The sequence below is a fragment of the Bradyrhizobium sp. USDA 10063 genome, from assembly GCF_054063735.1.
Map to the genome: position 1 here is coordinate 5,013,646 of NZ_JBSSGP010000002.1, position 24,248 is coordinate 5,037,893.

The following is a 24,248-nucleotide window of genomic DNA, read 5'->3' on the forward strand; positions in this document are numbered from 1 at the left end:
GAGTCCGCGTTCTCGCGGCGCATTGCGTCCGAGCTTTGCGTCTCGTTTCACCCTCTCATTGAATAGAGGGCGCAGGGAAAGCCGGGTGCCGGTTGCACCCGTGGGCCCCGTGCAACAAAAAGCACGGGGGTAGGACCACAGGTCAACCGAAGCAACTCCGGCTTTCCCTGCGCAGTGGTTTTACGGCTTACTTCGTGCTCTTCCCGGTGACCGGGCTTTCTTGCCACCGTCGCTCACAGATCATCTCTGCGAACTTAGCGCCAGCGTCGGGGCGCCAGAACCACACGACTTCGCCGTCCACGGATAGTCACGCTCGTCAGTCGCAACACCCGTGTCCACCGCATCTCACCGCAACGTTCGTGACGATCGCGAGCCGCCCCTCATTCGGGTAAGACGCGCGGAGTCATAGTGCTGATTTGCCCGACGACGGAAGCGGAATATTTTTTGCTGAGAGTCTGGACAGACTTTTGGTGATTTGCCCGTCGGGTTGTTTTGTCGCACCCAAACTAGCCACATTGTCATTGCGAGCAGAGCGAAGCAATCCATAACGCCGCAAGTGGAGGCATGGATTGCTCCGCTTCGCTCGCAATGACGGCGGCCAAGCGGACAATCACCCCTCTGGTACCTCGGCCATGTAAAACCCTTTTACGATGCGCTTGGCGCCCGCGAGCCACGCCGGATTGTCGTTTACCGGGGTAGCCTTAAAGCGACGAATGGTGAAGTTTGGATCGAGCGCAAGGCCAGCCCTGGCCGCGGCCCTCGCCTCGTTCAGCGAGCCAAGCAGCGCGTGCGCAGCGGCTAGCCCGAAATGAGCTATTGGATAGTTTCGGTTGGCTTCGATGCTGCGGAGGAACCAGCTAACTGCTTCAGCGTCTGCTGTGAGCTGCAACTTGGCGAAGCCGATCTGCAGCAGCCAGTCGAAGGCATAGATATCGCGAGGAGAGAGCCGAAACGCTTCGCTGACGTGAGCCTCAGTCTCTGCTGCGCGACCCAACCAAAACTTGGCCTTGCCGATATGCGCGTGCGCCCAAGCCAAATTGCGATCTAAGGCTAACGCTCGTTCGAGTTCGGCTATGCCTTGAGCCGCGCGGCCCGTCGCGGCTAGCAAGACGCCCAAGCCGAAGTGGGCAAAGGCATGGTTCGGCGCGAGGGACAGCACCTTTACCGCCGTCGCCTCGGCCAACGAGACATGCACGGCCCAGTCGTCGGTCACATAGGCCGTTCCACGTACTCCCTCGACACACATGATACCGACCATCGCCTCGACATTTGTGGGATCAAGCTCTAACGCCCGTCGAAAAAAACCGTGCGCTTGTGCCAGATATTCGGGCGTCCACCACCCCTTATTCCACAGAGCTCTACCTTGAAAATACAAGTCCATTGAATTGGGATGCGGCGAACGCTCCGCTCGTCGCGCCTCAACCTCGATGAGCTGCGCACCTAGTGTGTTGGCGAGTCGCGATACGATTTCGTCCTGCATATCGAACAGTTCGGCGATGAGCTTGTCAAAACGTTCGGCCCATAGGTATGCGCCAGTTTCCGCGTCCACGAGCTGAACGTTTACGCGAAATCGATTGCCGCCACGCTGCACGGAACCTTCCAGTACATAGCGGATGTTGAGCTCGCGACCGACCTGCTTCCCATCCACGGCCCTATCTTTGAAGGTGAACGCCGTATTGCGGGCGATCACAAACAATCCGACGATGCGCGACAAGTCCGTAGTCAGGCTCTCGGTCACACCATCGACGAAGCAGTCTTGCTCGGGCTCGCCGCTGAGGTTGGCGAAAGGCAGCACAACAATGGAGAGGCGAGGCGGCGACGGTGGGTTGGGCCTAGTGCCCTCAACCGGTGTCGCTGAGCCAGGTCGATCGCGGACCACGGCGTACGCCCGGACCGGCCGGGCGATGTTTTTAAGGTCCTGCTCGCCCATATCGACGAACTGAACCTCGATCTTGTCCCGGACGGGATCGTACGCAGAAGACGAGATACAGATACCCCCGGGTTCTGCGATGCTCTCAAGCCGTGCTGCGATGTTTACGCCATCGCCAAAGATATCATGCGGCTCAACAATCACGTCGCCGACATTGATGCCAACACGGAAAGCGATGCGCCAATCTTCCGCGTCACCGACTGTAAGTTCATGAATGCGGGTCTGGAATTGCACGGCAGCGCGGACCGCTTCAACTGCGCTGGGAAACTCCGCCAAGAACCCGTCCCCGGTGCTTTTCACCATGCGGCCGCCGTGTTCGGCGACTGCGGGGTAGACAGCGTCCGCCAGGAGCGCTGTCAGCTTGGCATGCGTGGCCTCCTCGTCATGGTGCATGAGCCGCGAATACCTGGCCACGTCAGCGGCCAATATCGCAGACAACCTACGCACGACCCGGACTGGCTTCTCTTGCACCATGGCCCGCCATCCAACGTAGATACCATTGTACAATGGATCACAGAGGATGCCTATCCAGGGATGCCAGTTACTGGCCCATCTCGTCATCTCGCTGCCGCGCAGCAATTGCATCGCTTTGGGCGCAAGCGAACATCGACTTCGGGTGGATCGCACAAGCGGCGTAGGCGGCGCAGCAGTCTAGAGCGATAACCCTTCTTCGGGCCGGCATCGCGGCGCCGAGCCGCACCTCAAATCCCGAGATAGCGGTGTTGCAAGTCGGGCTCGGCGACCAGTTGCTCCGATGTGCCGCTCCACACGGTCCGGCCGCGCTCGATGATGTAGTGGCGGTCCGCGATGCGGGCGAGGTTTCCGCGACCCGTTGGCTCGCAATGACAGGAGCCGTCATTCCGGGGCGATGCGACGGCATCGAGCTATGTGCAATTGCACATCAGAGAATCCATTTCACCGCAGCGCTTGCGGCCCCAATGGATTCCGGGCCTGCGCGCTTCGCACGCATCCCGGAATGACGGCGAAGTTTGCGGCGTGGGACGGCGCAAGGCGTCATCCACCATCATAGTCGCAAGCGAACGCTGGGCTATGCTTCGCCACCAATTGGGCCGTGGACTCATTAGCGCAGAGCTACAACCGTGGGCCTCACCAACTGCCAGTGCGATCCAGACCGGCGGGCGTTGATATCGATCAAATCGATGTGTCGATCATCTGGACAGCTTCGTCGCCGTTCGCCCTTGTCCCGCTCTAGCGGCCAAGCGGACATCGACCGGTCGGTGCACCCGGCCCACTCGGTCGAAAATGACCGCAAAGCGGACATGAAAGTCACCACAATCTTAAACGCCCCGTCCCGTGCCACTGGTAACAATTCCTTCGGCATTTTCGAGCCGGTTCCCCCCAAGGGGACAGCAAATTGGAACTACCCAAGGTAGCCTTCCCGAAGATTATTGACCTTGGCTGAAAAGGATCTCGCTTCTAGAGTAGAAGTCGCGGCGGCAGAGCCAAGCGACATGTCGCCGCCGCTCCGTTCGACCATCTTTTGATCAAGGACAAAGATGGGAGTGTTGCATGATCATGAAGCGACCTAGCAGATTTTGGCTGACCGTTTCTGTCCTTGTCAGCGCAAACATTCTCGCGAGCGACCTTGCTTACAGCCAATCCAATCCGTTTGATGCGGTTGCCAACCTACCGTTCGAACAGAACCGTCCGACGCCAGAGACTGCGAAGAGGCTGATGGATGAGCTTGAGTTCCAGCAGGCGACGCAGGCCTATCTCTGGGCACTTCCACTCATCAATACGCTCGGCATGAAATTCGGCTCCGAGAAGGAGTTTGGCGCAGGCTACAACATCCTTCCCGTCTGGAAGGAACGGCTCGATCCGAAGACGCTGGTCACGACACCCAACTCCGACGTGATTTACGCCATGGGCTATGTAGACATGGGCGAGACTGGTCCTATCGTCTTCGAAGCGCCGCCCAATCTCCAAGGTATTCTGCTCGACTTCTGGCAACGCCCGATACCGGTCGATGGCGGCAAGTTCTTCGGTGACGTGGGTCTGCCCGGACCGGACGCTGGCAAGGGCGGCAAGTTCTTAGTCTTGCCTCCGAACTACAAGGGTAATGTTCCGAAGGGCTACTACGTCTACCGATCTGGCACGAACAATCTTTTCATCTTCCTTCGCGCCTTCTATCAAGATCCGAACGATCTTTCGCCTGCTGTCTCGCTGATGGAGCGGGCCAAAATCTACCCGCTAAACTTCGCGGCTGACCAACGCAAGCCCATGAAATTCCCGAATGCTTCAGGCGTGCCAGCCAACATGCTCCCACGCTCTGATGCTACAGCCTTTGACCAGCTCAAGTGGCTATTGGACCGAGAAGGATCGAACCTGTCGGACGCCACCGGCTTGGGTCTGCTTGCGAATGTCGGTCTCATCGCTGGAAAGCCCTTCAACCCTGATACCGAAATGCGGGCGATGCTCGATGCGGCTGCGAAGACTGGGTACAAGATGAGCCGTGTGATTGGCAGAATGTCGGAGGTCAACGGGCGCGATTACAGGGTGTGGAAAGACCGTCAATGGATTAATCCGGTCAACAATGTCACTGAACCAAGATCCGAAAAGAGTTTAGATCTTTCTTTCCGCAACAAAGCGGGGGGCTTTATCGAGATCGAGCCGCGCATCTGGTTCTTTACCGACTACTATTCAATCAGCCCCGGGATGGTGTCTCAATTGCCGGGTCGCGGCGCGGCTTACGAGATTGCTTTCAATGACGCGGATGGCAAACCGCTCTCGGGTGATGCCTCGTACAAGCTCACGCTTCCGCCAAATGTCCCGGCTCAACTCTTCTGGTCGCTAACTCTCTACGAGGCCGAGAACGCATCAGGCCTTGCGACCGAAGCGCGGCGCTTCCCCTCGCTCGGCTCACGCGATAAGCCCACTCAGAACCCTGACGGGACGATCGACCTTTATATCGGTCCAAAGACACCAGACGGAAAACAAACGAATTGGCTCCCCACAGCTCGGGGGCGCGGCTTCTTCGCCATCCTCAGGCTCTACGGGCCCGGCGAGCCAGCCATCAACTACAGCTGGAAGCCCGGCGATTTCGTGAAACAGGAGTGATGTCCGCACATGGCCATCGCGTCATTTGCTGCCGCGCAGCAATTGCGCCGCTTTGGGCGCGAAGCGGATATCGACTTCGGGTGGATCGCACAAGCGGCGTAGGCGGCGCAGCAGTCTAGAGCGACAACCCTTCTTCGGGCCGGCATCGCGGCGCCAAGCGCACCTCAAATCCCGAGATAGCGGTGCTGCAAGTCGGGCTCGGCGACCAGTTGCTCCGATGTGCCGCTCCACACGGTCCGGCCGCGCTCGATGATGTAGTGGCGGTCGGCGATCCGGGCGAGATTTCCGACGTTCTTGTCGATCACGAGCACGGACTGGCCGCGCCCCTTCAGCATCGAGAGGCAGCTCCAGATCTCGTCGCGGATCAGCGGGGCGAGGCCTTCGGTGGCCTCGTCCAGGATCAGGAGTTTCGGATTGGTCATCAGCGCACGGCCGATCGCGAGCATCTGCTGCTCGCCGCCGGAGAGCGTGACGCCCATGTTGCTGCCGCGCTCGGCAAGCCGCGGAAACAGCGCGTGGATTTTTTCCAGCGTCCAGGGATCGGAAGAGCCCAGGCGATTACCGGACGCGGCGACCAGGTTTTCGCGCACCGTCAGGTTCGGGAAGATCTGGCGGCCTTCCGGCACCAGGCCGATGCCGAGTTTCGCAATTCTATAAGACGGCAGGCCGCGCACCTGCTGCCCGGCAAAGCGGATCGCGCCTGATCGCGCCGGAGTCAGCCCCATGATGGAGCGGATGGTGGTGGTCTTGCCCATGCCGTTGCGGCCCATCAGCGCGATCATCTCGCCGCTTTTGATCGACAGCGACAGGCCGAACAGCACCTGGCTCAGGCCGTAGCAGGTCTCGATCCCCTCGACTTCCAGTAACGTGTCAGCCATGGCGGGTCACCGCATGCTGTTCGCCGAGATAGGCGCGCTTGACCTCTTCATGCCGGCGGATCGCATCCGGCGTGTCGCACGCAATGACGCGGCCATAGACCAGCACCGTGATGCGGTCGGCGAGCGCGAACACCGCTTCCATGTCGTGCTCGACCAGCACGATGGTGACTTCCTTGCGCAGCTCCTTCAACAGGGTGACCATCCGCGCGGATTCGGTGACACCCAAACCCGCCATCGGCTCGTCCAGCAGCAGGAGCTGCGGCCTGGTTGCGAGCGCCACTGCGAGCTCGAGCTCGCGCTGCTCGCCATGGCTGAGCTCGGAGACCAGGACATCGGCGCGCGCCGCGAGGCTGACGCGCTGCAGGCAAGCGCGGGCGGCATCACGCAGATGCTTCTCCTTTCGCGCGTTACCCCAGAAGCGGAAGGAATGGCCGTCATGCGCCTGCGCTGCGAGCGCGACATTGTCGATCGCGGTGAAATCCTTGAGGAGCGAGGTGATCTGGAACGAGCGCGCCAGCCCGAGGGCGCTTCGCCGGTAGGACGGCAACCGCGTGACGTCGCGACCGGCAAAATGGATGGTGCCGGAATTCGGCATCAATTGCCCGGTCAACTGGCTGATCAGCGTGGTCTTGCCGGCGCCGTTGGGCCCGATGATCGCATGCAGTTCGCCGCGCGGCACTTCGAGCGACAGATTGTCAGTCGCGAGGATGCCGCCGAAACGGCGCACGAGATTGTCGACGCGAAGCAGGGGATCAGCCACGACGCACCCTCCCGAGCAGGCCCATGATGCCACCACGCGCGAACAGCACGATCAAGAGCAACAGCGGGCCCATGATCAGCGCCCAATATTCGGTGAACTGCGACAGCAGTTCTTCCAGAACGAGATAGACGATCGCGCCGATCAACGGGCCGAACAGCGAGCCCATCCCGCCCAGGATCACCATCACCATGAGGTCGCCGGAGCGGGTCCAGTACATCACGGCCGGGCTGACGAAATCGGTATTGTTGGCGAGCAGCGCGCCGGCAAGACCGCAGATGGTCCCTGCGATGACGAAGCAGGTCAGGCGATAACGATAGGCCGGAAAGCCGATCGCCTGCATGCGCTGCTCGTTGGAGCGCACGCCCTGCACCACCAGGCCGAAACGCGAATTGACGATCCGCCAGATCAGATAGAGGCCGCCGAACAGGCAGGCGAGGCAGAGATAATAGAACTGCGTGCGGTCCGAGAGGTTGATCAGCCCGTCGAAGGTGCTGCGCTTGTAGATCGTCAGGCCGTCGTCACCGCCATAGCGCGACAGCGCCGATGCGACGTAATAGGCCATCTGCGCAAAGGCGAGCGTGATCATGATGAAATAGACGCCGCGGGTGCGCAAGGAGAGCGAGCCGATCACCAGCGCAAACAAGGCGGAGACCGCGAGCGCCACCGGCCACTGGATAAAGCCGGAGCCGATGCCTTCCGCGGCGAGAATGCCGACGGCATAGCCGCCGATGCCGAGATAGGCGGCGTGGCCGAAACTCATCATGCCGCCATAGCCCATGATCAGGTTCAGGCTCGAGGCCGCCAGCGCAAAGATGATGATGCGCGTCATCAGCGTCAGGATGAAGATGTTGCCGGTCGCCGCCGAATAGACCGGCAGCAGAAGAAGAGCGGCGCAAACGGCCGCGACGACGGCGTTGCTGGCGTTGAGCTTGGACTTCATCGCTTGGCGGCCGGAAACAGCCCCTCCGGCCGCAAGACCAGCACGATCGCCATCAACAGGTAGATCAGCATCGAGGACAATGCGGGTGCGGCGGTCGAGGCGGCGGCACCGCTCAGCACCGTGCGCAGCAGATCCGGCAGGAAGGCGCGGCCGAGCGTGTCGATGAGGCCGACGAAGATCGCGGCGAGGAAGGCACCGCGGATCGAGCCGATGCCGCCGATCACGATGATGACGAAGGCCAGGATCAGGATGTTCTCGCCCATGCCGATCTGCACGGTCAGGATCGGCGCCTGCATCAAGCCGGCCAGGCCTGCGAGCGCGGCACCAAGGCCGAAGACCAGCGTGAACAGCAGCTTGATGTTGATGCCGAGCGCACCGATCATCTCGCGGTTGGAGGCGCCGGCCCGGATCAGCATGCCGATGCGGGTGCGCATCACCACGAGATAGAGCAGCGCGGCGACCAATAGCGCGACGATGATGATCGAAAGCCGGTAGGCCGGGTAGTACACGCCAGGCAGGAGCTGGACCGGGGTGGTCAGCCAGGTCGGCAGCGGCAGCGCGAGGCCCGCCGGCCCCCAGATCAGCCGCACCATGTCGTTGAAGAACAGGATCAGGCCAAAGGTCGCCAGCACCTGGTCGAGATGGTCGCGGCCATAGAGATGCCGGAGCGCCACGAATTCGAGGGCGATGCCGAGCAGGAGCGTGGCCGCGAGCGCAAGGATCGCACCGAGCACGAAGCTGTCGGTCCAGCCGACGAAGGTCGCGGCGAAATAGGCGCCCATCATGTACAGCGAACCATGCGCCAGGTTCACGAAATCCATGATGCCGAACACCAGCGTGAGCCCGGCCGCGAGCAGGAACAAGAGCAGGCCGAACTGCAATCCGTTCAGAAGTTGTTCGATCAGAAGGAACATCGGCGACTTATATCAGGCTGAAACAAGAAGGCGGCAGCGCGTCGGCGCCGCCGCCAATTGTTGTTGGGTGCATGATGGCTGACCAAACCGCTCAGACTTTTGGCAGATCATGCGCCGGGAATATCCAGAAGACCTACTTCATCGGGCACTTGTCGTGGAAGCGATCCTGATCGTTCTCTACGATGGTGGCAACCGTCTTGAGTGCGAGCTGGCCGTCGCCGTCCTTCACGACGTCCTGCAGGTAGAAATTCTGGATCGGGATGTGGTTGTTGCCGTATTTGTACGATCCACGCACCGACTTGAAGTTGACTTTCTCCATCTCGGCCTTCATCGCGTCCTTTTTCGTCAAGTCGCCCTTCACGGCGACCACCGCGGAGTTGATGAGGTTGGCGGCGTCATAGGATTGAGCACCGTAGAAGGTCGGACGCAGGCCCGGGTATTTCTTGCGGTAGTCGGCCACGAACTTCTTGTTCTGCTCGTTCGGCAGGTCGTTGACCCATTGCTGGGCGCCGGGCACGCCGAGCGCGTTTTCCTTCTGCAGCGGCAGTGACAATTCGTCGATGGTGAAGGCGGTATAGAGCGGAATCTGCTGCTTGATGCCGGCCTGCGCATACTGGTTCAGGAACTGCACGCCGGCAGCGCCCGGATAGAACACGAAGATCGCCTCCGCCTTCGAGTTGCGCGCCTTGGAGAGTTCGGCGGAGAAGTCGAGCTGGCTCGGCCACACCGTATATTCCTCACCGACCACCTGGCCCTTGAAGGTGCTCTTCACGCCGGCCAGCATGTCCTTGCCGGCGGCATAGTTCGGGCCGATCAGGAACACCGACTTGACGCCCTTCTGGTTCATGTAGGTGCCCATCGCCTGAGGCGTCTGGTCGTTCTGCCAGGAGGTCGAGAACACGTAAGGCGAGCAGAGCTCACCGGCGAGCTGGGACGGACCGGCATTGGCGGAGATCAGGAAGGTCTTGCTGTCGACGGCGGTCTTCAGCGAGGCCAGGAGCACGTTCGACCAGATGTAGCCGACGATGAAATCGACCTTGTCGGACTGCACCAGCTTCTCGGTCTTCTGCTTGCCGACATCGGGCTTCTGCTGGTCGTCTTCGTAGATCACCTCGACCGGCTTGCCGTCGATCTTGCGGCCGAGATGGTCGAGCGCCAGCTCGAACGAGTTCCGCATGTCGTTGCCGATGACGGCGGTCGGACCGCTGAAGGTCGAGACAAAGCCGATCTTGATTGTGTCAGCCGCAAGTGCGGGCTGCGCCAGCGCCAGCGCGGTGACGCCTGCCAGCCAAAATGACGTTTTCATGTTCACTCCCCTCCTCCTCAACCATTCCAACTGGCCGGCCAGGGCGGTAAACCGTCTGGCGGCGCCGTCCGTGCCCCCGTCACTCCCATTTTCGGGGTGACGTGTTTTGTGCGCGGAATCCTGACTGGGCGGCAAGCGCGAACCGAAGGCGGCGTTTAGAACCTTCGGCGCATGCTTGAGCCTGATCTGCACCATAATTCGTAAAGCGCGAGGCTGGCAAGAATTATAGTGCCGGTTGCCCGGGCAACCATTGTCGCAGTTTCGGAGCTGCTGCGGGAGGCGCCTTTCGCGGCGCTAAAGGAAATATTCCGCGCCCTCGATGACGTAGGGCGCGTGACGGAAATCCCGGATGCTCGCGACCCGATCGGCCTGCCAGTCCAGCAGCACGAAATATTTCGGCCGGGTCGGGCCGGGCGCCGCAGGATCGAACACCAGGATGGCGGGACGGCCTTCCACAAGCCCCGGCACCAGATGCCAGTCGCTGGCCTTCGCATAGTTGCCGAAATAGCGCGAGACCTCGGCCTTGCCACTGAGCCGGGTCCTGCCGACGAGATCAAGCTTGATGTCGTCGGCGATCATGGCGCGGATGGCGTCGAAGTCGCGGGCGTTGAAATGGGTGACATAGGCGGAGAGACGGGCGCGATCGGCGTCCGTCAGCTTCGGCCGCGGTGCGTCGTCGCCTTCTTGCGCGAGCTCGCGCAGCCGGGCCCGGCCGCGGTGCAACGTGGCCTTTGCCGCTACCAGGCTGTAACTCATGATCTCGCAGACTTCCGCCAGCGAATAGCCGAGCACATCCCTCAGGATCACGCTGCTGCGCTGCGCCACCGGCAGACGCATGAAAGTACGCAGGCTGGCGGCGGCGGTCTCGCGGCGGGCGATGTCGTCGAACTCGTCGGCCATCATGTCCACCTCCTCCGTCGACCGGAGCGCATCCTGCCGATGGCGGCGGCGCAGGAAATCGAGCGCGGCGTTGTGCGCAATCCTGAACAGCCAGCCCTCCGGGTTTTTGATCTCCCCGACCGAAGGAAATGCCTCCACCGCCTTGATCAGCGCATCCTGCAACACGTCCTCGCCGTCGATCACCGAACCGACCATGCGGGAGCAGTAGCGATGCAGCCGCGGCCGCAGCACGACCAGGAGGCTGTCGAGACCGGCGGCCGCTGATATGTCAGGCACTGGCGTCATTCTCGCTGCTCAGGACTGGTCCAGCATACGGTAGTTGCCGACCACCTTGGCGCTGCGAACCAGCGGCGGCTCGGCGCAGCGGTCGCGAATGCCGCTCTGGAACGCCTTGAACGCGGCGAGCTCCGGCAATGGGCTGGACCCGTCGTCGGAGACGCTCTCTACGATATGGATGAACGTGTCGTCCTCCAGCCGCAGCGTAAGATAGCGCACACCATCAACCCTTGCCGCTTTCAGTTCCGCAAACACCGCTGCAACGAGCTCGGCGTTCGTGTCGGCCATTTCCGGCTTGGCCTTGTACCGGATCAGTCTGGTGGTCATCGTCCTCTCCCTGGCTCGTGCCGCGATGCGGAAGCCATCGCGTCGTCCCAAGGACGTTTGACGACGGTCAAAGGATACGGCCCCCAGGAAGAATTTTTTCCGGCCGCGCAGAACGCCATCGTTCCTGGTCGCCGATCACGGCGACGGCACCGCGGAAGGACTGAACCATACGTTTTCGCTATCGTGCGATTGGAAAGAAGCGCCTTGGAACAACTGCGCGAATGAATACATAATCTGTACCGAGACACTGCGAACCCCTGGGGCCATATTCCATGACGACGCCGCCGAAAGATCCGCATCACGTGGTGATCGTCGGCGCAGGCTTTGGCGGCCTGGAGGCGACCTTTGGGCTCGCCGGCGTGCCGGTGAAGATCACCTTGATCGACCGCCGCAACCATCATCTGTTCCAGCCGCTGCTCTACCAGGTCGCGACCGCTTCGCTCGCCACTTCCGAGATCGCATGGCCGATCCGCTACCTGCTGCGTAACCGCCGCGAGGTGACGACGCTGTTTGCCAACGTCAACAGCATCGACGCCGAAGGCAGGCGTGTCGTGCTCGATGACGGCGACAGCGTCTCCTATGACACGCTGATCCTGGCGACCGGTGCGCGCCACGACTATTTCGGTCACGACGAATGGGAACCGTTCGCGCCGGGCCTGAAAACGCTGGAGGACGCCACCACGCTCAGGCGGCGCATTCTGGTTGCCTTCGAGCGCGCCGAACGCGAGACCGATCCGGCAAGGCGCGCGGCGCTATTGACCTTCGTCATCGTCGGCGCCGGACCGACCGGCGTCGAAATGGCCGGCACCATCGCGGACCTTGCGCGCGACACGCTGGCGCCCGACTTTCGCAACATTGACACCCACAAGACCCGCGTGGTGCTGATCGAGGCGGGCTCGCGGGTGCTCGCGGGCTTTCCTGACGAACTCTCCACCTATGCGCAACGTTCGCTGGAAAAGCTCGGCGTCGAGGTGATGCTGGGCGCACCGGTCACCGAATGCGATGCAGAGGGCGTGGTCTATGGCGGCAAGCGGCTGGAGGCGCGGACCATCATCTGGGCCGCCGGCGTGCGCGCCTCGCGCGCCGCCGAATGGCTGAACGCGCCCGCCGACCGCGCCTATCGGCTGCAGGTCAATCCCGACCTCACGGTCCCCGGCCATCCCGACATCTTCGCGATCGGCGACACTGTCACGATCGCCGGCCCCGACGGCAAACCGGTGCCGGGCATCGCGCCGGCGGCGAAGCAGGAAGGGCGCTACGTCGCGTCGCTGATCAAGGCGCGGCTCCAGGGCCGCACGCTGCCGCCCTTCCGCTACAAGCACCAGGGCAGCCTCGCCCAGATCGGCAAGCGGCTGGCAGTGATCGATTTCGGCTGGCTCAAGCTGCGTGGCGCCATCGCCTGGTGGATCTGGGGCATCGCCCACATCTACTTCCTGATCGGCATCCGCAACCGCCTCAGCGTCGCGCTGAGCTGGCTCTGGATCCACGCCCGCGACCAGCGCGCGGCCCGGCTGATCACCCAGGGCAGCAGCAAGGTGGCGCGATAGCCTTAAGTAAAAAGAGCCGCTGGAACGTCCTTATTGCGGGGCCGCGACCCCGTAGCGATGATCGGAAATATGAGCACTCAAACCTCCCCCAGGAAGCCGCGCCGGCCGAGACCCGCGCAAGCTGCGGCTGTCAATTCCGGCCCGACACTCGACCTCGATCGCTACGTGCCGGCCTTCGTCACCTTCATTGCCAACAAGCTCTCCAACAGCGCCACCGCGTTCTACCAGCGTCATTTCGGCGTCAACGTCACGGAATGGCGGATCATGTCGCAGCTCGCGATCGAGCCGGGCATCCCCGCCTCGCGCATCTGCCACGTCATCGGCTTCGACAAGGGACCGGTGAGCAGGACGCTGGCGCTCCTGCAGAAGCGCGGGCTGGTCGCGATCCGCGCCAACCCGCATGACGGCCGCAGCCATTCCATCACGCTGACGGCCAGAGGCCGCGCCGTGCATGACAAGGTGATTGTCGCTGCACTCGATCGCGAACGGCGGCTGTTGTCCTGCCTGCGCAAGGACGAGCGGGAAGTGCTGATCGACCTGTTGCGGCGGCTGCACAACAATCTCGGCGCCGTGACCAGCTCCTGATCGCGTGCCGGTATCAGCCGGCGCAGCCGATCCATTCACGCGAGGCATCATCATCCAGCATCGCCACCGCGCCCGCGCGGCGCGTCAGCACCGCGCGCTGGTTGATGTAGCCCTTGTCGGTGATCTCGCCGCCGTCAACGGAAGCGGGTTCCGCAAGCAACAGCGCGCGCGTGGCATGGCCGGAGGAGTGGCCGCTCTGCGCCTTCAGTCGTGCAAGACCCTGCGCGATGGCGCCGCGGATCGCTTCGTGGCCGATCACTTCGGCGATATCAGCGCTATCGGGCAACCCGGCCTGCGCGCGGCAGGCGGCGACGTTGGGGAATACCAGGAAGCGAACCTCATCCCCGCCATGGCCGGCGACGACGATGTCCTGCGCGAGCGGCGCCAGTGCTGCGATGCCGGCGACACGCAGCGTACCGACGCTGACCCAGGTGCCTGAGTTGAGCTTGAAATCCTCGGCAACGCGGCCGTCGAAGAACAGCCCCAGTTCGGGCCTTTCCGGATCGGCAAACTTCACGGCATCGCCGATCCGGTAGAAGCCCTCCTCGTCGAACGCCTGCGCGGTCAGCTCCGGCGCCTTCCAATAGCCCGGCGTGACATTGGGGCCGCGCACGCGCACTTCGAGCTTGTCGCCGGAGGTGACCAGCTTCAACTCGGTGCCCGGGATCGGCACGCCGATATTGCCGGAACGCTCCGCCAGAAAATGGCAATCGGTCGCGAGCGGCGACGTCTCGGTCGAGCCCCAGGCCGACACCATCGGAAACCGGCGGCCGACCGTCTTCACGGACAATTCTTCCAGCGCGTCCCACAGATTCTGCGGCAGCGCCGCGCCGGCATAGAACGCGAACTTCACCTCGCTGAAGAATTTCCGGCGTAATTCGTCATCGTCGCGAAGCGCCGCGATCAGCATGTCGAAGCCGCGCGGCACGTTGAAATAGACCGTCGGCATCACGCTGCGCAGATTGGCGAGCGACGTCGCAAACAGGCTAGGTGCCGGCTTGCCGCCATCGATGTGGAGCGTGCCGCCGTTGCGCAGCACCAGGTTGAAATTGTGGTTGGCGCCGAAGGTGTGGCTCCAGGGCAGCCAGTCCAGGATCACGAGATCGTGGCTTTCAGTATCGAGGAAGGTCCAGGTCTGTGCCTTGGCCTGCTGGCTCGAGGTCAGCATGCGCTGGGTGTTGATCACGGCCTTCGGCGCGCCCGTCGACCCCGAGGTGAACAGGAATTTTGCGATCGTGTCCGGCGCCACCGCCGCAAAGGCCTTTTCCACCTCCGCGGTCTCGGGCGTGGCCGCGACGGCGCGGAACGAAAGCGCCTCGGCGTCATCGGCAGCGCCGCTGACGATGCTGGCCGAATGCAGCGGCTTGATTGCCGCCAGCGCCGCTGCGAACGGCCTGGTGGCGGAAACATAGATCGCGCCGGGCTCGAGCAGCCGGACCATGCTCTTCAGCTTGTCGAAGTCTTTCGACATCAGCGAATAGGCCGGCGAGATCGCGGCGGACGGCACGCTGACATGCTGGGCGGCAAGTGCGAGCAATGCGTGGTCGATGCTGTTGTCGGAGAGGATCATCACGGGGCGTTCGGCGCTCAGCCCCTGCGTCAGGATCCAGGAGGCGAGCGAGCGCACCTGCCGCAGGGCATCGGCATAGCTGACGGTGGTCCAGGGCGCTGCGACGTCGGCGCGCTCGGCGAGGAAAACACGGTTCGGCGTCTGCCGCGCCCAATGCTCCAGCCAGTCGCCGACGCAGCGCGCGCTCTCGCGCAAAGCCGCGGTCGATTTCACGATGATGCTGCCATCGCCCCGCCGATCGGCAACGATCGCGGGCACCGCAAACAGCATTTCGGGATCATCGCGGCGGGCGACGGCTAAGGTCATGGGGCTTCCTCACATGCCCTCTTTGTCGGGGCTTGTTCTGCTCTATCCGACTATCCCGCCATCAGGCAATGTCGCCGCGCGCCGCGGATGGAGGACTGCTAGGCCAGGGGATACCCGCCCAACAATTAGGCAGAAGCATCGCAGCCGGTTCGCCCTGCACGCCCTCGCTGGTTCCCAGCGATTGGCTTAAGCAACTGAGATTGCATCCTGATTTCCGTAAACGCACTGGCGCGGGAAATGTACACAATGGCACATCGCTTGCTTCGGTCAGGCTTGGATTCTGCCAGGCCGGGCGCCGTCGATCGTGACGGAGATCGGCCGGCCAACGGACGGGGCACCAATTGACTGAAACCGTCGCCGAGATCGTTGCTGCGCACCGCGCCGGCACCATGACGCCTGCACAAACGGTCGCGCGCAATTTTCAGCGCATCCGCGACCATGGCGATCACGCCGTCTTCATCAGCCTGCGCGAGGAAAAGCAGGCGCTGGCGGAAGCCGAAGCGCTGGCGGGCAAGGACGCCGCACGCCTGCCGCTCTATGGCGTGCCGGTCGCGGTGAAGGACAATATCGACGCGTTGGGGATGCCGACCACGGCGGCCTGTCCCGCCTTCTCCTACATGCCAACGCATGACGCGACCGCCGTCGCGCGGCTGCGCGAGGCCGGCGCGATCATCATCGGCAAGACCAATCTCGACCAGTTCGCGACGGGGCTCGTCGGGGTACGCTCGCCCTACGGCATCCCCAGGAATCCGGTCCGCGATGACCTCATTCCGGGCGGATCGAGCTCGGGATCGGCGGTCGCGGTCTCCGCGGGCCTGGTGCCGCTGGCGCTGGGCACGGATACCGCGGGAAGCGGCCGCGTGCCGGCGATGCTCAATAACATCGTGGGATTGAAGCCGAGCCTCGGGCTGCTCTCGACCGCCGGCGTGGTGCCGGCCTGCCGCACGCTCGATTGCATCTCGGTGTTCTCGCTTACGGTCGATGACGCCATGACGGCGCTGAAGGTGATGGCCGGGCCCGACGGTGCCGACCCCTTCTCACGCGACCGGCCGCTCGCCGGGATGACGGAGTTTCCTGCAAAACTCCGACTCGGCATCCCGCGCAAGGGGCAGTTGATCTTCTTCGGCGACCGCCAGTCGGAGCAGCGTTACGCGGAAGCGATCGAGCGCTGGGCTGCGCTCGGCGCCACGCTGATCGAATTCGACCTCGAACCGTTCTACGAGACCGCGCGGCTGCTCTACGAAGGCCCATGGGTTGCCGAGCGCTATCTGGTGATCCGCGACCTGCTCGCCTCGTCGCCGGAATCGATCCACCCGGTGACGCGCGATATCACCGCGGCCGGCGCCCGGCTGACCGCCGCCGAGACCTTCGCTGCGCTTTATCGCCTGCAAGCGCTGCGCCGGATCGCCGAGCGCGCCTTTACCTCGATGGACGCGGTCGTACTGCCGACGGCGCCGACGGTCTATTCCACCGCGCAGGTGCTGGCCAATCCGATCGAGCTCAACAGCCGGCTCGGCACCTACACCAATTTCGTCAACCTGCTCGACCTCTGCGGCCTGGCGCTGCCGTCGGCGATGCGGCCGGACGGTGCGCCGTTCGGCATCACGCTGCTGGCGCCGGCCGGACGCGACGCGCTGCTTGCGAGCATCGGCCGCGTGTTCCATGCCGACACCAGGCTGCCGATCGGCGCCAAGTCGCTGCCGCAGCCGCCGCTTGTTCCGCTGCCGGCCACAAGCGGGGATGGCATTCCCATTGCCGTCGTCGGCGCGCATCTGTCCGGCATGGCGCTGAACGGCGAACTGCACGCACTCGGCGGGCGCCTGCTCGAGGAGACCACCACCGCGCCGGACTACAAGCTGTATGCACTCGGCACCACGCCGCCGAAACCCGGCATGGTGCGCGTCGAGGCGGGCGTGGGATCGGCGATCAAGCTCGAGCTCTGGGCGCTGTCGCCGGCGTCCTTCGGCAAGTTCGTCGCGGCGATTCCCCCTCCACTTTCGATTGGCACGATCCGCCTCGCCGACGGGCGCGAGGTGAAAGGTTTCCTCGTAGAGCCCGCGGCGATCAACGGCGCGCGCGACATCTCCGCCTTCGGCGGCTGGCGCGCGTTCGTGGCGGAGACGGCTACCGCCTAACCGTCATTGCGAGCGCAGCGAAGCAATCCATGCCGCCGCTTGTGGAGAGATGGATTGCTTCGCTCCGCTCGCAATGACGTGGAGAGAGCGTGCCACACAACACAAACGCGTAGGGTGGGCAAAGCGAAGCGTGCCCACCACCACGAGCAGTGCGTGAGATGGTGGGCACGCTTCGCTTTGCCCACCCTACGAAGCTACACCGAGACCGCGTAGATCTCGTATTCGCCGCGCACCAAGGTGATGTGGGCGCGCATGGCGGTGGCGGCGCCGGTTTTGTCGCCGCGCAGGATCGCGACCACGACGCGGTCATGCTCGGCATGCGATTTGGCGAGCCGGCCGAGATTGCGGAACTGGGCGCGGCGAAACGGCTGTACCCGGACCCGCGTCGCCAGCGTCATCTCGGCGATATAGTCGTTGTGCGACCCGGCATAGATCGTGTTGTGGAAGCGCTCGTTGACCTCGTGAAAGCGCTCGGGATTGCCGGTGTAGCTGAGCACGCGCAGTTCCTCATGCACGGCTTCGAGCGCGTGCCGGTCGGTTGCCGTCATCCGCTCGGCGGCGAGGGCCGCACACAGCGCTTCCAGCTCAGCCATCGCCTCGAACATGCCGGTAAGACGTTCGACCGAAGGCCGCGCCACCACGGCGCCGCGGTGGGCGCGCGCTTCGACCAGGCCGCTCGCTGCAAGCTGGCGCAGCGCCTCGCGCACCGGCGTGCGCGAGACATTGAAGCGGCGCGCGATATCGGTCTCGTCCAGCGGCGAGCCCGGCCTGAGCGCGCCACGCACGATCTCGTCGGCGAGCTGCAGGCGCAGCTCCTCGGCGCGCGTGATCTTGGATTGTTGCGGAGACGGACGATCGACGCGCCGGACCAGCATTTCCGGTTCAGCGGCAGCAGGGCTACGCGGAAGATCGTCCAGACTCATGTCTTCGGATCCTTCGGTTCGTCGATGATGCTGACATGGGCGGCGACGATTCTCCAGCCCTCGGGGAAGCGTATCCACGTCTGCATCTGCCGCCCCCACCTTGCCCGGCGCAGTGTCGCGATAGAAGAGAGTGGACGCCACCGCGGTGTCGCGACCGTAGGTCGATATCACCGTCTTGTCGGTCCTGCGATTGAGCCCGGCCGGCGAGCGCGCGGCGCGGAACGCCATGATCGCGTCATAGCCATAGAGATTTTCGCCCATGCCGTAACGCAGCGTCCGCTTGTCGTTGCGGAACAATTCATCGAGCACGGCGACGTCGTTCGACACCAGCGCCTTCTCGTAGCGCTCGAATTGCGCGGTCACTTCGGCAAGCACGTCGGGGAGATCGATTTCCATTCGCTAGATTCCTCGCGGCGGCGGCGCGGCGGCAGCGCCCATACGCTCCAAAGCGTAGGCAACGCGCAGCGCGATGTCCTCGCGCCAGGGCGCGGCGATGATCTGCACGCCGATCGGCATTGGCTCGAGCGGAACCGGGACTGCCACCACCGGCAGGCCGATAAACGAAATCGGCTGGGTGTGGATACCGATATTGGCGCGCACCGGCAGCTCGACACCGTCGAGCGTGAAGTTCACCTGGCCAAGCTTCGGCGCCACGCAGGGCGTCGCCGGCGCCAGGATCACGTCGACCGTCCTAAACAGCTCCAGCACCTTCGCGCGGTACCAGCGGCGGAATTTTTGCGCCTTGTCGACGTACGGCGCCGGAATCATCGCACCCGCGATCAGGCGATCACGCACTGCGGGATCGAAATCATTCGGCCGCTTGCGCAGGCGATCGAGATGTAGCGACGCACCTTCCGTTGTCGTGATGACATAAGCCGCCGAGCGCGCGCGCGCGGCTTCAGGAATCTCCACCGTTCGCGTGGCGTTGAGCGCCTTGGCAATGCGGCCGACGGCTTCAATCGCCTCCGGGAAGATATTCTGCTGGAAATAGCCGCCGGCAATGGCGATGCGGAGATCGCCGATGCCTTGTGCGAGCTGTGACGCAACCGGCTCGACCGGCCGCGTGGTGCAGGCGGCGTCGTCAGGGTCCGCCCCCTGCATCGCATCATAGGAGAGGGCGAGGTCACGCACGGTTCGCGCCAGCGGGCCGAGGTGATCGAAGCTTGCGACGAACGGGAACGAGCGGGCGCGCGACAGCCGGCCATAGGTCGGCTTCAGGCCGAAGATGCCGCAGAAGGACGACGGCACCCGGATCGAGCCATTGGTGTCGGAGCCCAGCGCGATCGGCACCAGGCCGCCGCCCACCGCGCTGCCGGAGCCGCCCGAGGAGCCGCCGGTCATCCGCGTCGGATCGTGCGGATTGCGTGATGGGCCGTCATGCACGTTCTCGCCGGTGAAGTCATAGGCGTATTCGCCCATGTTGAGCGCGCCAACCAGCACGGCGCCGGCCGCCTCCATCCGCTCGATCAAGGTCGCATCGCGCGTGGCCGGCGGCAGGTCGCGGTTGATCTTCGATCCGGCGCGGGTGGAGATGCCCTGCACATCGAACAGGTTCTTCACCGCAAAGGGGACGCCTGCGAGTGGCCCAACGGTTTGGCCGACCGCGATCGCGGCATCGATGGCTTTCGCCTTGGCGCGGGCGCGATCGGCGGTGACGTCGGTGAACGCGTTGAGCACGGAATCGTGCTTTGCGATGCGGGCCAGCGCCGCCTCGGTCGCTTCCAGCGCGGAGAGCTTTCGCGTGGCGACGGCCTGTGCGATGTCGGCGGCGGACAGGGATTGATCGGTCATTGCGCTATCAGGCAGAGTAGACACTGGCCGGCTCGGTCTCGTCCGGCAGCGGGAATTCATCCACCATCCGCGCCAGTCTCAGCGAGACCTCGAGATTGGCACGAACCGCCGGCCGCCAGGCGTCCTCGACCGGCAACCCCATCGCCGTCGCGACGGCGTCGATATAGTTATCAAGCTTGTCGGCAGCCATTACGCTCCCACCCGGCGATCTCAACGCACCCATGATCCGATTACTTGAATCGGACAGCAAACTCATCTGTTTTATCGAGCGTTTGGAAAGCCTGCCTGCCCGTTTTCTTTCCCAGGACTGCTCAATGAACAGGCAACGGCGGATGCGGGATCGCCGTCAGCAGCTCCTTTGTATAGGCATCCTGCGGATCGCCCAAGACCTTTTCCGACGTGCCCTGCTCGACGATCTTGCCGCTGCGCATCACGATGACGCGGTCGCACAACAGGCGCACGACATTGAGATCGTGCGACACGAACAGATAGCTCATCCCCATCGACTGCTTGAGATCCTGCAACAGGTTCAGCACCACCGCCTGCACGGAGACGTCGAGGGCCGCGGTCGGCTCATCGAGGATGACGAGCTTTGGGTGCAGCGCGATTGCCCGCGCGATGCCGACGCGCGCCTTCTGCCCGCCGGACAGTTGATGCGGGAAACGGTCGAGCAGATTGACGGGAAGGCCGACCAGCGTCGCGAGTTCCTCGCAGCGGGCGCGCAGGGCGTCGCGGCCCCTGATGTCGCCGAGTTGCAGAAGCGGATCGGCGATCGCGCGCGCCGCGGTGAAGCGGGGATTGAGGCTGTCGGTCGGATCCTGGAACACCATCTGGATCCGGCTTCGCAGCGGCAATCGGGCAAAGGATTGCGGCTTGATCTCGCCGATCTCCTCGCCGTCGAAGGCGATGCGGCCGGAGGTCTGGTCCAGGAGCCGCATCACCATCATCGACGTCGTCGATTTGCCGCAGCCGGATTCGCCGACCAGGCCGACGCTCTCGCCGTGGCCGACATGGAAGCTGATGCCGTCGACCGCGCGGAACACTTCCTGCTCCACCGGCGGCTTGCGGCCGAAGAGTTTTGACAGCACCGCGCCTGCACCCTGGCGCGGATATTCCTTGACGAGCTTTTCGACGAGGAGGAGCGGTTTTTGTTTCCCGTCACCCCCGGGCTTGACCCGGGGGTCCATCCCTTCAGAAGAGTCTTTCGAAGATTGATGGATGGCCGGGTCAAGCCCGGCCATGACGGGGTTGGCATCGTCCTCCGGCAACAGATCGCGCAATGACACGCCGATCCGCGGCGTCGCGCGCATCAGCTTCTTGGTATAGGGATGCTCGGGCTTGGCAAAAATATCGGCCGACTTCGCGGTCTCGACCACGCGGCCCTTTTCCATCACCACGACGCGGTCGCAATAGGCGGCGGCCAGGCCAAGATCATGCGTGATCAGGATCGTCGACATCGACCGCCGCTTCGTCAGTTCAACGATCAGGTCCATCACCGCCTTCTGGGTGGTGACGTCGAGGCCGGTGGTGGGCTCGTCCGCGATCAATAGCTGCGGATTGCAGGCCAGCGCCAGGGCGATCACCACGCGCTGGCACATGCCTCCCGAGAGCTCGAACGGATAGGCGTGATAACGCTCGCGCGGGCGGGCGATCTTGACCTGCTGCAGCGCCTCGATTGCCTTCTCGCCGCGATCGGCCACCGTCGATTGCTGCACATGCTGGCGCAGCACGTCCTCGATCTGGTCGCCCACTTTCCGGATCGGATTGAGCGCCGCGCGCGGGTTCTGGAAGATCATCGAGACTTCGCGGCCGCGCAAGTCGCGCATCTGGTCTTCGCTGGCGGCCTTGACGTCAATGCCGGAAAACATCACCGAGCCGTCGGCGATCTTTCCCGCACGGTCGAGGATGCGCATCACCGCGTATGATGTCACCGACTTGCCCGAGCCGGATTCGCCGACGATGCCGACGGTCTCGCCTTTTGCGACCGAGATATTGACGTGTTGCACGGCCTTGACGATGCCGCGCCGCGTGGTGAATTCGACGGTGAGGTCCCGAACGTCGAGCAACGGTTGCGCGGTCATCACGTCCTCCGCTGCGGGTCGACGATGTCGCGCAGGCCGTCGCCGAGCAGGTTGAAACAGAACACCGCGATCATCAAGGCGAGGCCGGGGAACAGCGCGATCCACCATTCGCCTGACACCATGAAGCCCGCACCTTCGGCGACCATGATGCCCCATTCTGCCGTCGGCGGCCGCACGCCGAGCCCGATGAAGGAAAGACCGGCGGCATTCAGGATGGCGTAGCCCATGGTGAGCGACATCTGCACGATCATGATCGGCATGATGTTCGGCAGGATATGTACCAGCAGGATGCGGTATTCGCCATTGCCGGAGAGCCGTGCCGCCTGCACGAAGCCGGCGTTGCGGCGAACATTGGCCTCGGCGCGGGCGACGCGGGCATAGAGCGGAAAATTCACGATCGCGGTCGCGATGATGATGTTCTGCACGGTGTTGCCCAGCGCCGCGACGATGCCCATCGCCAGCACGAACAGCGGGAACGCCATGATGGTGTCGGCGATGCGACCGACGATGCGGTCGGTCCAGCCGCCAAAATAGCCGGCGGCGATGCCGGCGAGCCCGCCCATCAGGAACACCAGCGCCACGGAGGCGACCGCGATGAAGGTGTCGAGCCGCGTCGCCACGATGACGCGGCTGAAGATATCGCGCCCGAGCTGATCGGTGCCGAACCAGTGCGCCGCCGACGGCGGCTTCAGCGCCGCGGACGTATCGCTTGCGAGCGGATCGTAGGGCACGACATAGGGACCGAACAGAGCTGCGAACAGGATCAGGATCAGCAGCGCGAAGGCGAAACCGGTGACCTTGTTCTCGCTGAGCACATAGCGCGTGTGCTCGAAGACGGCGGATAGTCCCGAGGTCCGCGCCGGACCGACGGGCTCAACGACAGGCGCAACGGTGCTCATGCTTCACCCCTACCCTTCCAGCCGAACGCGTGGATCGATGACGCCGTAGAGAATGTCGATGACGAGATTGAGCAGCACATACATGACGGCCATGGTCAGCACGAAGCCCTGCACCGGCGCGAAGTCCGACGAGATCAGCGCTTCCACGGCGTAGGAACCGACGCCGGGCCAGGCGAACACTTTTTCCACCAGCACGTTGGCGCCGAGCAGGAACGAGAACACCATGCTGAGCGTGGTGATGACCGGCAGCATCGCATTTCGGAAAGCGTAGGTGACGATCACGGTGCCGGGCGACAGGCCGCTGGCGCGCGCGGTGCGCACGAAGTCCGACGCCAGCACCGCAAGCATCGAGGCGCGAGTCATGCGCGCGATCGGCGCCAGCGAGAAGATCGCAAGCGTCGTCGCGGGAAGAATGAGCTGGCTGAGCGCCGAACGGAACGCATCGAAATCGCGCGCGATCAGGGTGTCGATCAGATAGAAGCCGGTCACCGTCGGCGGTGCGCTGTAGAACACGTCCAGTCGTCCCAGCGGCGCCGGCGACCAGCCGAGCCGGAAATAGAAGACGTAGACCAATACGAGACCGGTGAAGAACACCGGCAATGAGACGCCGGCCGTCGTCGTGACGCGACAGAGATGGTCGATCCACGAACCCGGTCGCGTTGCCGCGAGCACGCCGAGCGGGATTGCGATCGCGATCGACACGAACAGGCCGAGCAGCGTCAATTCGGCGGAGGCCGGCAGGCGATTGCGCAGTTCGGTCGCGACCGGCTGGCCGGTCGTGAGCGAGGTACCGAAATCGCCATGGGCGAGATCGTTGGTGTAACGGAAGAACTGCTCGATCAGCGGCCGGTCGAAGCCGAGTTTCTTGCGGATCTGCTCGACCGCCTCCTTGGTCGCGGCGGGACCGGCGAAATAGGCGGCCGGATCGCCCGGCAGCGCACGCGTCAGCAGGAAGGTGACGATGACGACCCCGATCAGGCTCGGGATCGCAAACATCAGCCGCTTGCCAATCATCGTCAGCATGTGGAGCGCTCCGTGCTGGCGAATGGCGAATAGCGAATGGCGAATAGACGATCTCGGCTAACAACGACCATTCGCTACT

Annotated in this window: 19 protein-coding genes and 2 pseudogenes; 4 read left to right on the plus strand and 17 right to left on the minus strand. The window is 63.6% G+C overall.

Annotated features, from left to right (window positions below):
- Positions 1-610 precede the first annotated feature (610 nt).
- Both ACVJGD_RS25720 and ACVJGD_RS25725 read right to left on the minus strand, forming a co-directional pair.
- Complete coding sequence (locus tag ACVJGD_RS25720) at positions 611-2,404, minus strand: adenylate/guanylate cyclase domain-containing protein (protein WP_456636925.1); 1,794 nt, start codon at positions 2,402-2,404, stop codon at positions 611-613.
- A gap of 227 nt (positions 2,405-2,631) precedes the next feature.
- Positions 2,632-2,751: pseudogene (locus ACVJGD_RS25725) on the minus strand (ABC transporter ATP-binding protein); the annotation flags it as partial.
- A 709-nt stretch (positions 2,752-3,460) separates the two neighbouring features.
- Here ACVJGD_RS25725 and ACVJGD_RS25730 point away from each other — a divergent pair.
- Positions 3,461-5,008 carry a DUF1254 domain-containing protein gene (locus tag ACVJGD_RS25730; protein ID WP_456636926.1) on the plus strand — a complete coding sequence of 516 codons (1,548 nt, stop codon included), beginning with the start codon at positions 3,461-3,463 and terminating at the stop codon, positions 5,006-5,008.
- 164 nt (positions 5,009-5,172) lie between these two features.
- On the opposite strand, the gene ACVJGD_RS25735 is transcribed toward ACVJGD_RS25730, so the two are convergent.
- The 7 genes from ACVJGD_RS25735 to ACVJGD_RS25765 all read right to left on the minus strand — a co-directional run bounded on the left by ACVJGD_RS25735 (position 5,173) and on the right by ACVJGD_RS25765 (position 11,309).
- On the minus strand, positions 5,173-5,886 hold the full coding sequence (locus ACVJGD_RS25735; protein ID WP_456636927.1) for an ABC transporter ATP-binding protein: 714 nt from the start codon (positions 5,884-5,886) through the stop codon (positions 5,173-5,175).
- Positions 5,879-6,646, minus strand: coding sequence for an ABC transporter ATP-binding protein (locus ACVJGD_RS25740; protein WP_456636928.1), 768 nt, complete (start codon positions 6,644-6,646; stop codon positions 5,879-5,881). The genes ACVJGD_RS25735 and ACVJGD_RS25740 overlap by 8 nt, the downstream gene beginning before the upstream one ends.
- Positions 6,639-7,586 (minus strand): branched-chain amino acid ABC transporter permease, encoded by a 948-nt coding sequence (locus tag ACVJGD_RS25745; RefSeq protein WP_456636929.1) that lies wholly within the window; start codon positions 7,584-7,586, stop codon positions 6,639-6,641. The genes ACVJGD_RS25740 and ACVJGD_RS25745 overlap by 8 nt, the downstream gene beginning before the upstream one ends.
- On the minus strand, positions 7,583-8,500 hold the full coding sequence (locus ACVJGD_RS25750; RefSeq protein WP_456636930.1) for a branched-chain amino acid ABC transporter permease: 918 nt from the start codon (positions 8,498-8,500) through the stop codon (positions 7,583-7,585). Before ACVJGD_RS25750 ends, ACVJGD_RS25745 begins: the two co-directional genes overlap by 4 nt.
- Before the next feature lie 133 nt (positions 8,501-8,633).
- Positions 8,634-9,806: an ABC transporter substrate-binding protein gene (locus ACVJGD_RS25755; protein WP_456636931.1), complete on the minus strand. Its 1,173-nt coding sequence runs from the start codon at positions 9,804-9,806 to the stop codon at positions 8,634-8,636.
- Positions 9,807-10,100: 294 nt separating this feature from the next.
- Complete coding sequence (locus ACVJGD_RS25760; RefSeq protein ID WP_456636932.1) at positions 10,101-10,991, minus strand: sigma-70 family RNA polymerase sigma factor; 891 nt, start codon at positions 10,989-10,991, stop codon at positions 10,101-10,103.
- A gap of 9 nt (positions 10,992-11,000) precedes the next feature.
- On the minus strand, positions 11,001-11,309 hold the full coding sequence (locus ACVJGD_RS25765; protein WP_456636933.1) for a hypothetical protein: 309 nt from the start codon (positions 11,307-11,309) through the stop codon (positions 11,001-11,003).
- A gap of 272 nt (positions 11,310-11,581) precedes the next feature.
- Between ACVJGD_RS25765 and ACVJGD_RS25770 the strand changes: the two genes are divergently transcribed.
- Together ACVJGD_RS25770 and ACVJGD_RS25775 are read left to right on the plus strand one after the other, a co-directional pair.
- Positions 11,582-12,856: an NAD(P)/FAD-dependent oxidoreductase gene (locus tag ACVJGD_RS25770; protein ID WP_456636934.1), complete on the plus strand. Its 1,275-nt coding sequence runs from the start codon at positions 11,582-11,584 to the stop codon at positions 12,854-12,856.
- A 69-nt stretch (positions 12,857-12,925) separates the two neighbouring features.
- The gene (locus ACVJGD_RS25775; RefSeq protein WP_456636935.1) at positions 12,926-13,441 is read left to right on the plus strand and encodes a MarR family winged helix-turn-helix transcriptional regulator; all 516 of its coding nucleotides are present in this window, start codon (positions 12,926-12,928) and stop codon (positions 13,439-13,441) included.
- A 13-nt stretch (positions 13,442-13,454) separates the two neighbouring features.
- On the opposite strand, the gene ACVJGD_RS25780 is transcribed toward ACVJGD_RS25775, so the two are convergent.
- Positions 13,455-15,317 carry a feruloyl-CoA synthase gene (locus ACVJGD_RS25780; RefSeq protein WP_456636936.1) on the minus strand — a complete coding sequence of 621 codons (1,863 nt, stop codon included), beginning with the start codon at positions 15,315-15,317 and terminating at the stop codon, positions 13,455-13,457.
- A gap of 341 nt (positions 15,318-15,658) precedes the next feature.
- Between ACVJGD_RS25780 and atzF the strand changes: the two genes are divergently transcribed.
- A complete protein-coding gene (gene atzF, locus ACVJGD_RS25785) occupies positions 15,659-17,452 on the plus strand; it encodes an allophanate hydrolase (protein WP_456636937.1) in 1,794 nt (597 codons plus the stop codon).
- Between the two features lie 194 nt (positions 17,453-17,646).
- On the opposite strand, the gene ACVJGD_RS25790 is transcribed toward atzF, so the two are convergent.
- The 7 genes and pseudogenes from ACVJGD_RS25790 to ACVJGD_RS25820 form a co-directional block, all read right to left on the minus strand.
- Positions 17,647-18,375, minus strand: a complete 729-nt coding sequence (locus ACVJGD_RS25790) for a GntR family transcriptional regulator (RefSeq protein ID WP_456636938.1) — start codon at positions 18,373-18,375, stop codon at positions 17,647-17,649.
- Positions 18,372-18,771: pseudogene (gene hpxZ / locus ACVJGD_RS25795) on the minus strand (oxalurate catabolism protein HpxZ). Before hpxZ ends, ACVJGD_RS25790 begins: the two are co-directional and overlap by 4 nt.
- Before the next feature lie 3 nt (positions 18,772-18,774).
- Positions 18,775-20,166 carry an AtzE family amidohydrolase gene (locus ACVJGD_RS25800; RefSeq protein ID WP_456636939.1) on the minus strand — a complete coding sequence of 464 codons (1,392 nt, stop codon included), beginning with the start codon at positions 20,164-20,166 and terminating at the stop codon, positions 18,775-18,777.
- A 7-nt stretch (positions 20,167-20,173) separates the two neighbouring features.
- Positions 20,174-20,356, minus strand: a complete 183-nt coding sequence (locus tag ACVJGD_RS25805; protein ID WP_456636940.1) for a DUF4089 domain-containing protein — start codon at positions 20,354-20,356, stop codon at positions 20,174-20,176.
- 121 nt (positions 20,357-20,477) lie between these two features.
- The gene (locus tag ACVJGD_RS25810) at positions 20,478-22,247 is read right to left on the minus strand and encodes a dipeptide ABC transporter ATP-binding protein (protein WP_456636941.1); all 1,770 of its coding nucleotides are present in this window, start codon (positions 22,245-22,247) and stop codon (positions 20,478-20,480) included.
- Positions 22,247-23,146: an ABC transporter permease gene (locus ACVJGD_RS25815; protein WP_456636942.1), complete on the minus strand. Its 900-nt coding sequence runs from the start codon at positions 23,144-23,146 to the stop codon at positions 22,247-22,249. Before ACVJGD_RS25815 ends, ACVJGD_RS25810 begins: the two co-directional genes overlap by 1 nt.
- 9 nt (positions 23,147-23,155) lie before the next feature.
- Entirely contained in the window at positions 23,156-24,169 is a 1,014-nt protein-coding gene (locus ACVJGD_RS25820) for an ABC transporter permease (RefSeq protein WP_456636943.1), read from the minus strand.
- Positions 24,170-24,248 lie beyond the last annotated feature (79 nt).

Excerpts from the sequence above, each read along its gene's own strand:
- ACVJGD_RS25800 (WP_456636939.1), bottom strand. The coding sequence starts at position 20,166 with ATGACCGATCAATCCCTGTCCGCCGCCGACATCGCACAGGCCGTCGCC.
- ACVJGD_RS25765 (WP_456636933.1), bottom strand. The coding sequence starts at position 11,309 with ATGACCACCAGACTGATCCGGTACAAGGCCAAGCCGGAAATGGCCGAC.
- ACVJGD_RS25760 (WP_456636932.1), bottom strand. The coding sequence starts at position 10,991 with ATGACGCCAGTGCCTGACATATCAGCGGCCGCCGGTCTCGACAGCCTC.
- ACVJGD_RS25735 (WP_456636927.1), bottom strand. The coding sequence starts at position 5,886 with ATGGCTGACACGTTACTGGAAGTCGAGGGGATCGAGACCTGCTACGGC.
- ACVJGD_RS25755 (WP_456636931.1), bottom strand. The coding sequence starts at position 9,806 with ATGAAAACGTCATTTTGGCTGGCAGGCGTCACCGCGCTGGCGCTGGCG.
- ACVJGD_RS25720 (WP_456636925.1), bottom strand. The coding sequence starts at position 2,404 with ATGGTGCAAGAGAAGCCAGTCCGGGTCGTGCGTAGGTTGTCTGCGATA.
- ACVJGD_RS25805 (WP_456636940.1), bottom strand. The coding sequence starts at position 20,356 with ATGGCTGCCGACAAGCTTGATAACTATATCGACGCCGTCGCGACGGCG.
- ACVJGD_RS25790 (WP_456636938.1), bottom strand. The coding sequence starts at position 18,375 with ATGAGTCTGGACGATCTTCCGCGTAGCCCTGCTGCCGCTGAACCGGAA.
- ACVJGD_RS25810 (WP_456636941.1), bottom strand. The coding sequence starts at position 22,247 with ATGACCGCGCAACCGTTGCTCGACGTTCGGGACCTCACCGTCGAATTC.
- ACVJGD_RS25775 (WP_456636935.1), top strand. The coding sequence starts at position 12,926 with ATGAGCACTCAAACCTCCCCCAGGAAGCCGCGCCGGCCGAGACCCGCG.
- ACVJGD_RS25770 (WP_456636934.1), top strand. The coding sequence starts at position 11,582 with ATGACGACGCCGCCGAAAGATCCGCATCACGTGGTGATCGTCGGCGCA.
- ACVJGD_RS25815 (WP_456636942.1), bottom strand. The coding sequence starts at position 23,146 with ATGAGCACCGTTGCGCCTGTCGTTGAGCCCGTCGGTCCGGCGCGGACC.
- ACVJGD_RS25745 (WP_456636929.1), bottom strand. The coding sequence starts at position 7,586 with ATGAAGTCCAAGCTCAACGCCAGCAACGCCGTCGTCGCGGCCGTTTGC.
- ACVJGD_RS25780 (WP_456636936.1), bottom strand. The coding sequence starts at position 15,317 with ATGACCTTAGCCGTCGCCCGCCGCGATGATCCCGAAATGCTGTTTGCG.
- ACVJGD_RS25730 (WP_456636926.1), top strand. The coding sequence starts at position 3,461 with ATGATCATGAAGCGACCTAGCAGATTTTGGCTGACCGTTTCTGTCCTT.
- ACVJGD_RS25820 (WP_456636943.1), bottom strand. The coding sequence starts at position 24,169 with ATGCTGACGATGATTGGCAAGCGGCTGATGTTTGCGATCCCGAGCCTG.
- ACVJGD_RS25750 (WP_456636930.1), bottom strand. The coding sequence starts at position 8,500 with ATGTTCCTTCTGATCGAACAACTTCTGAACGGATTGCAGTTCGGCCTG.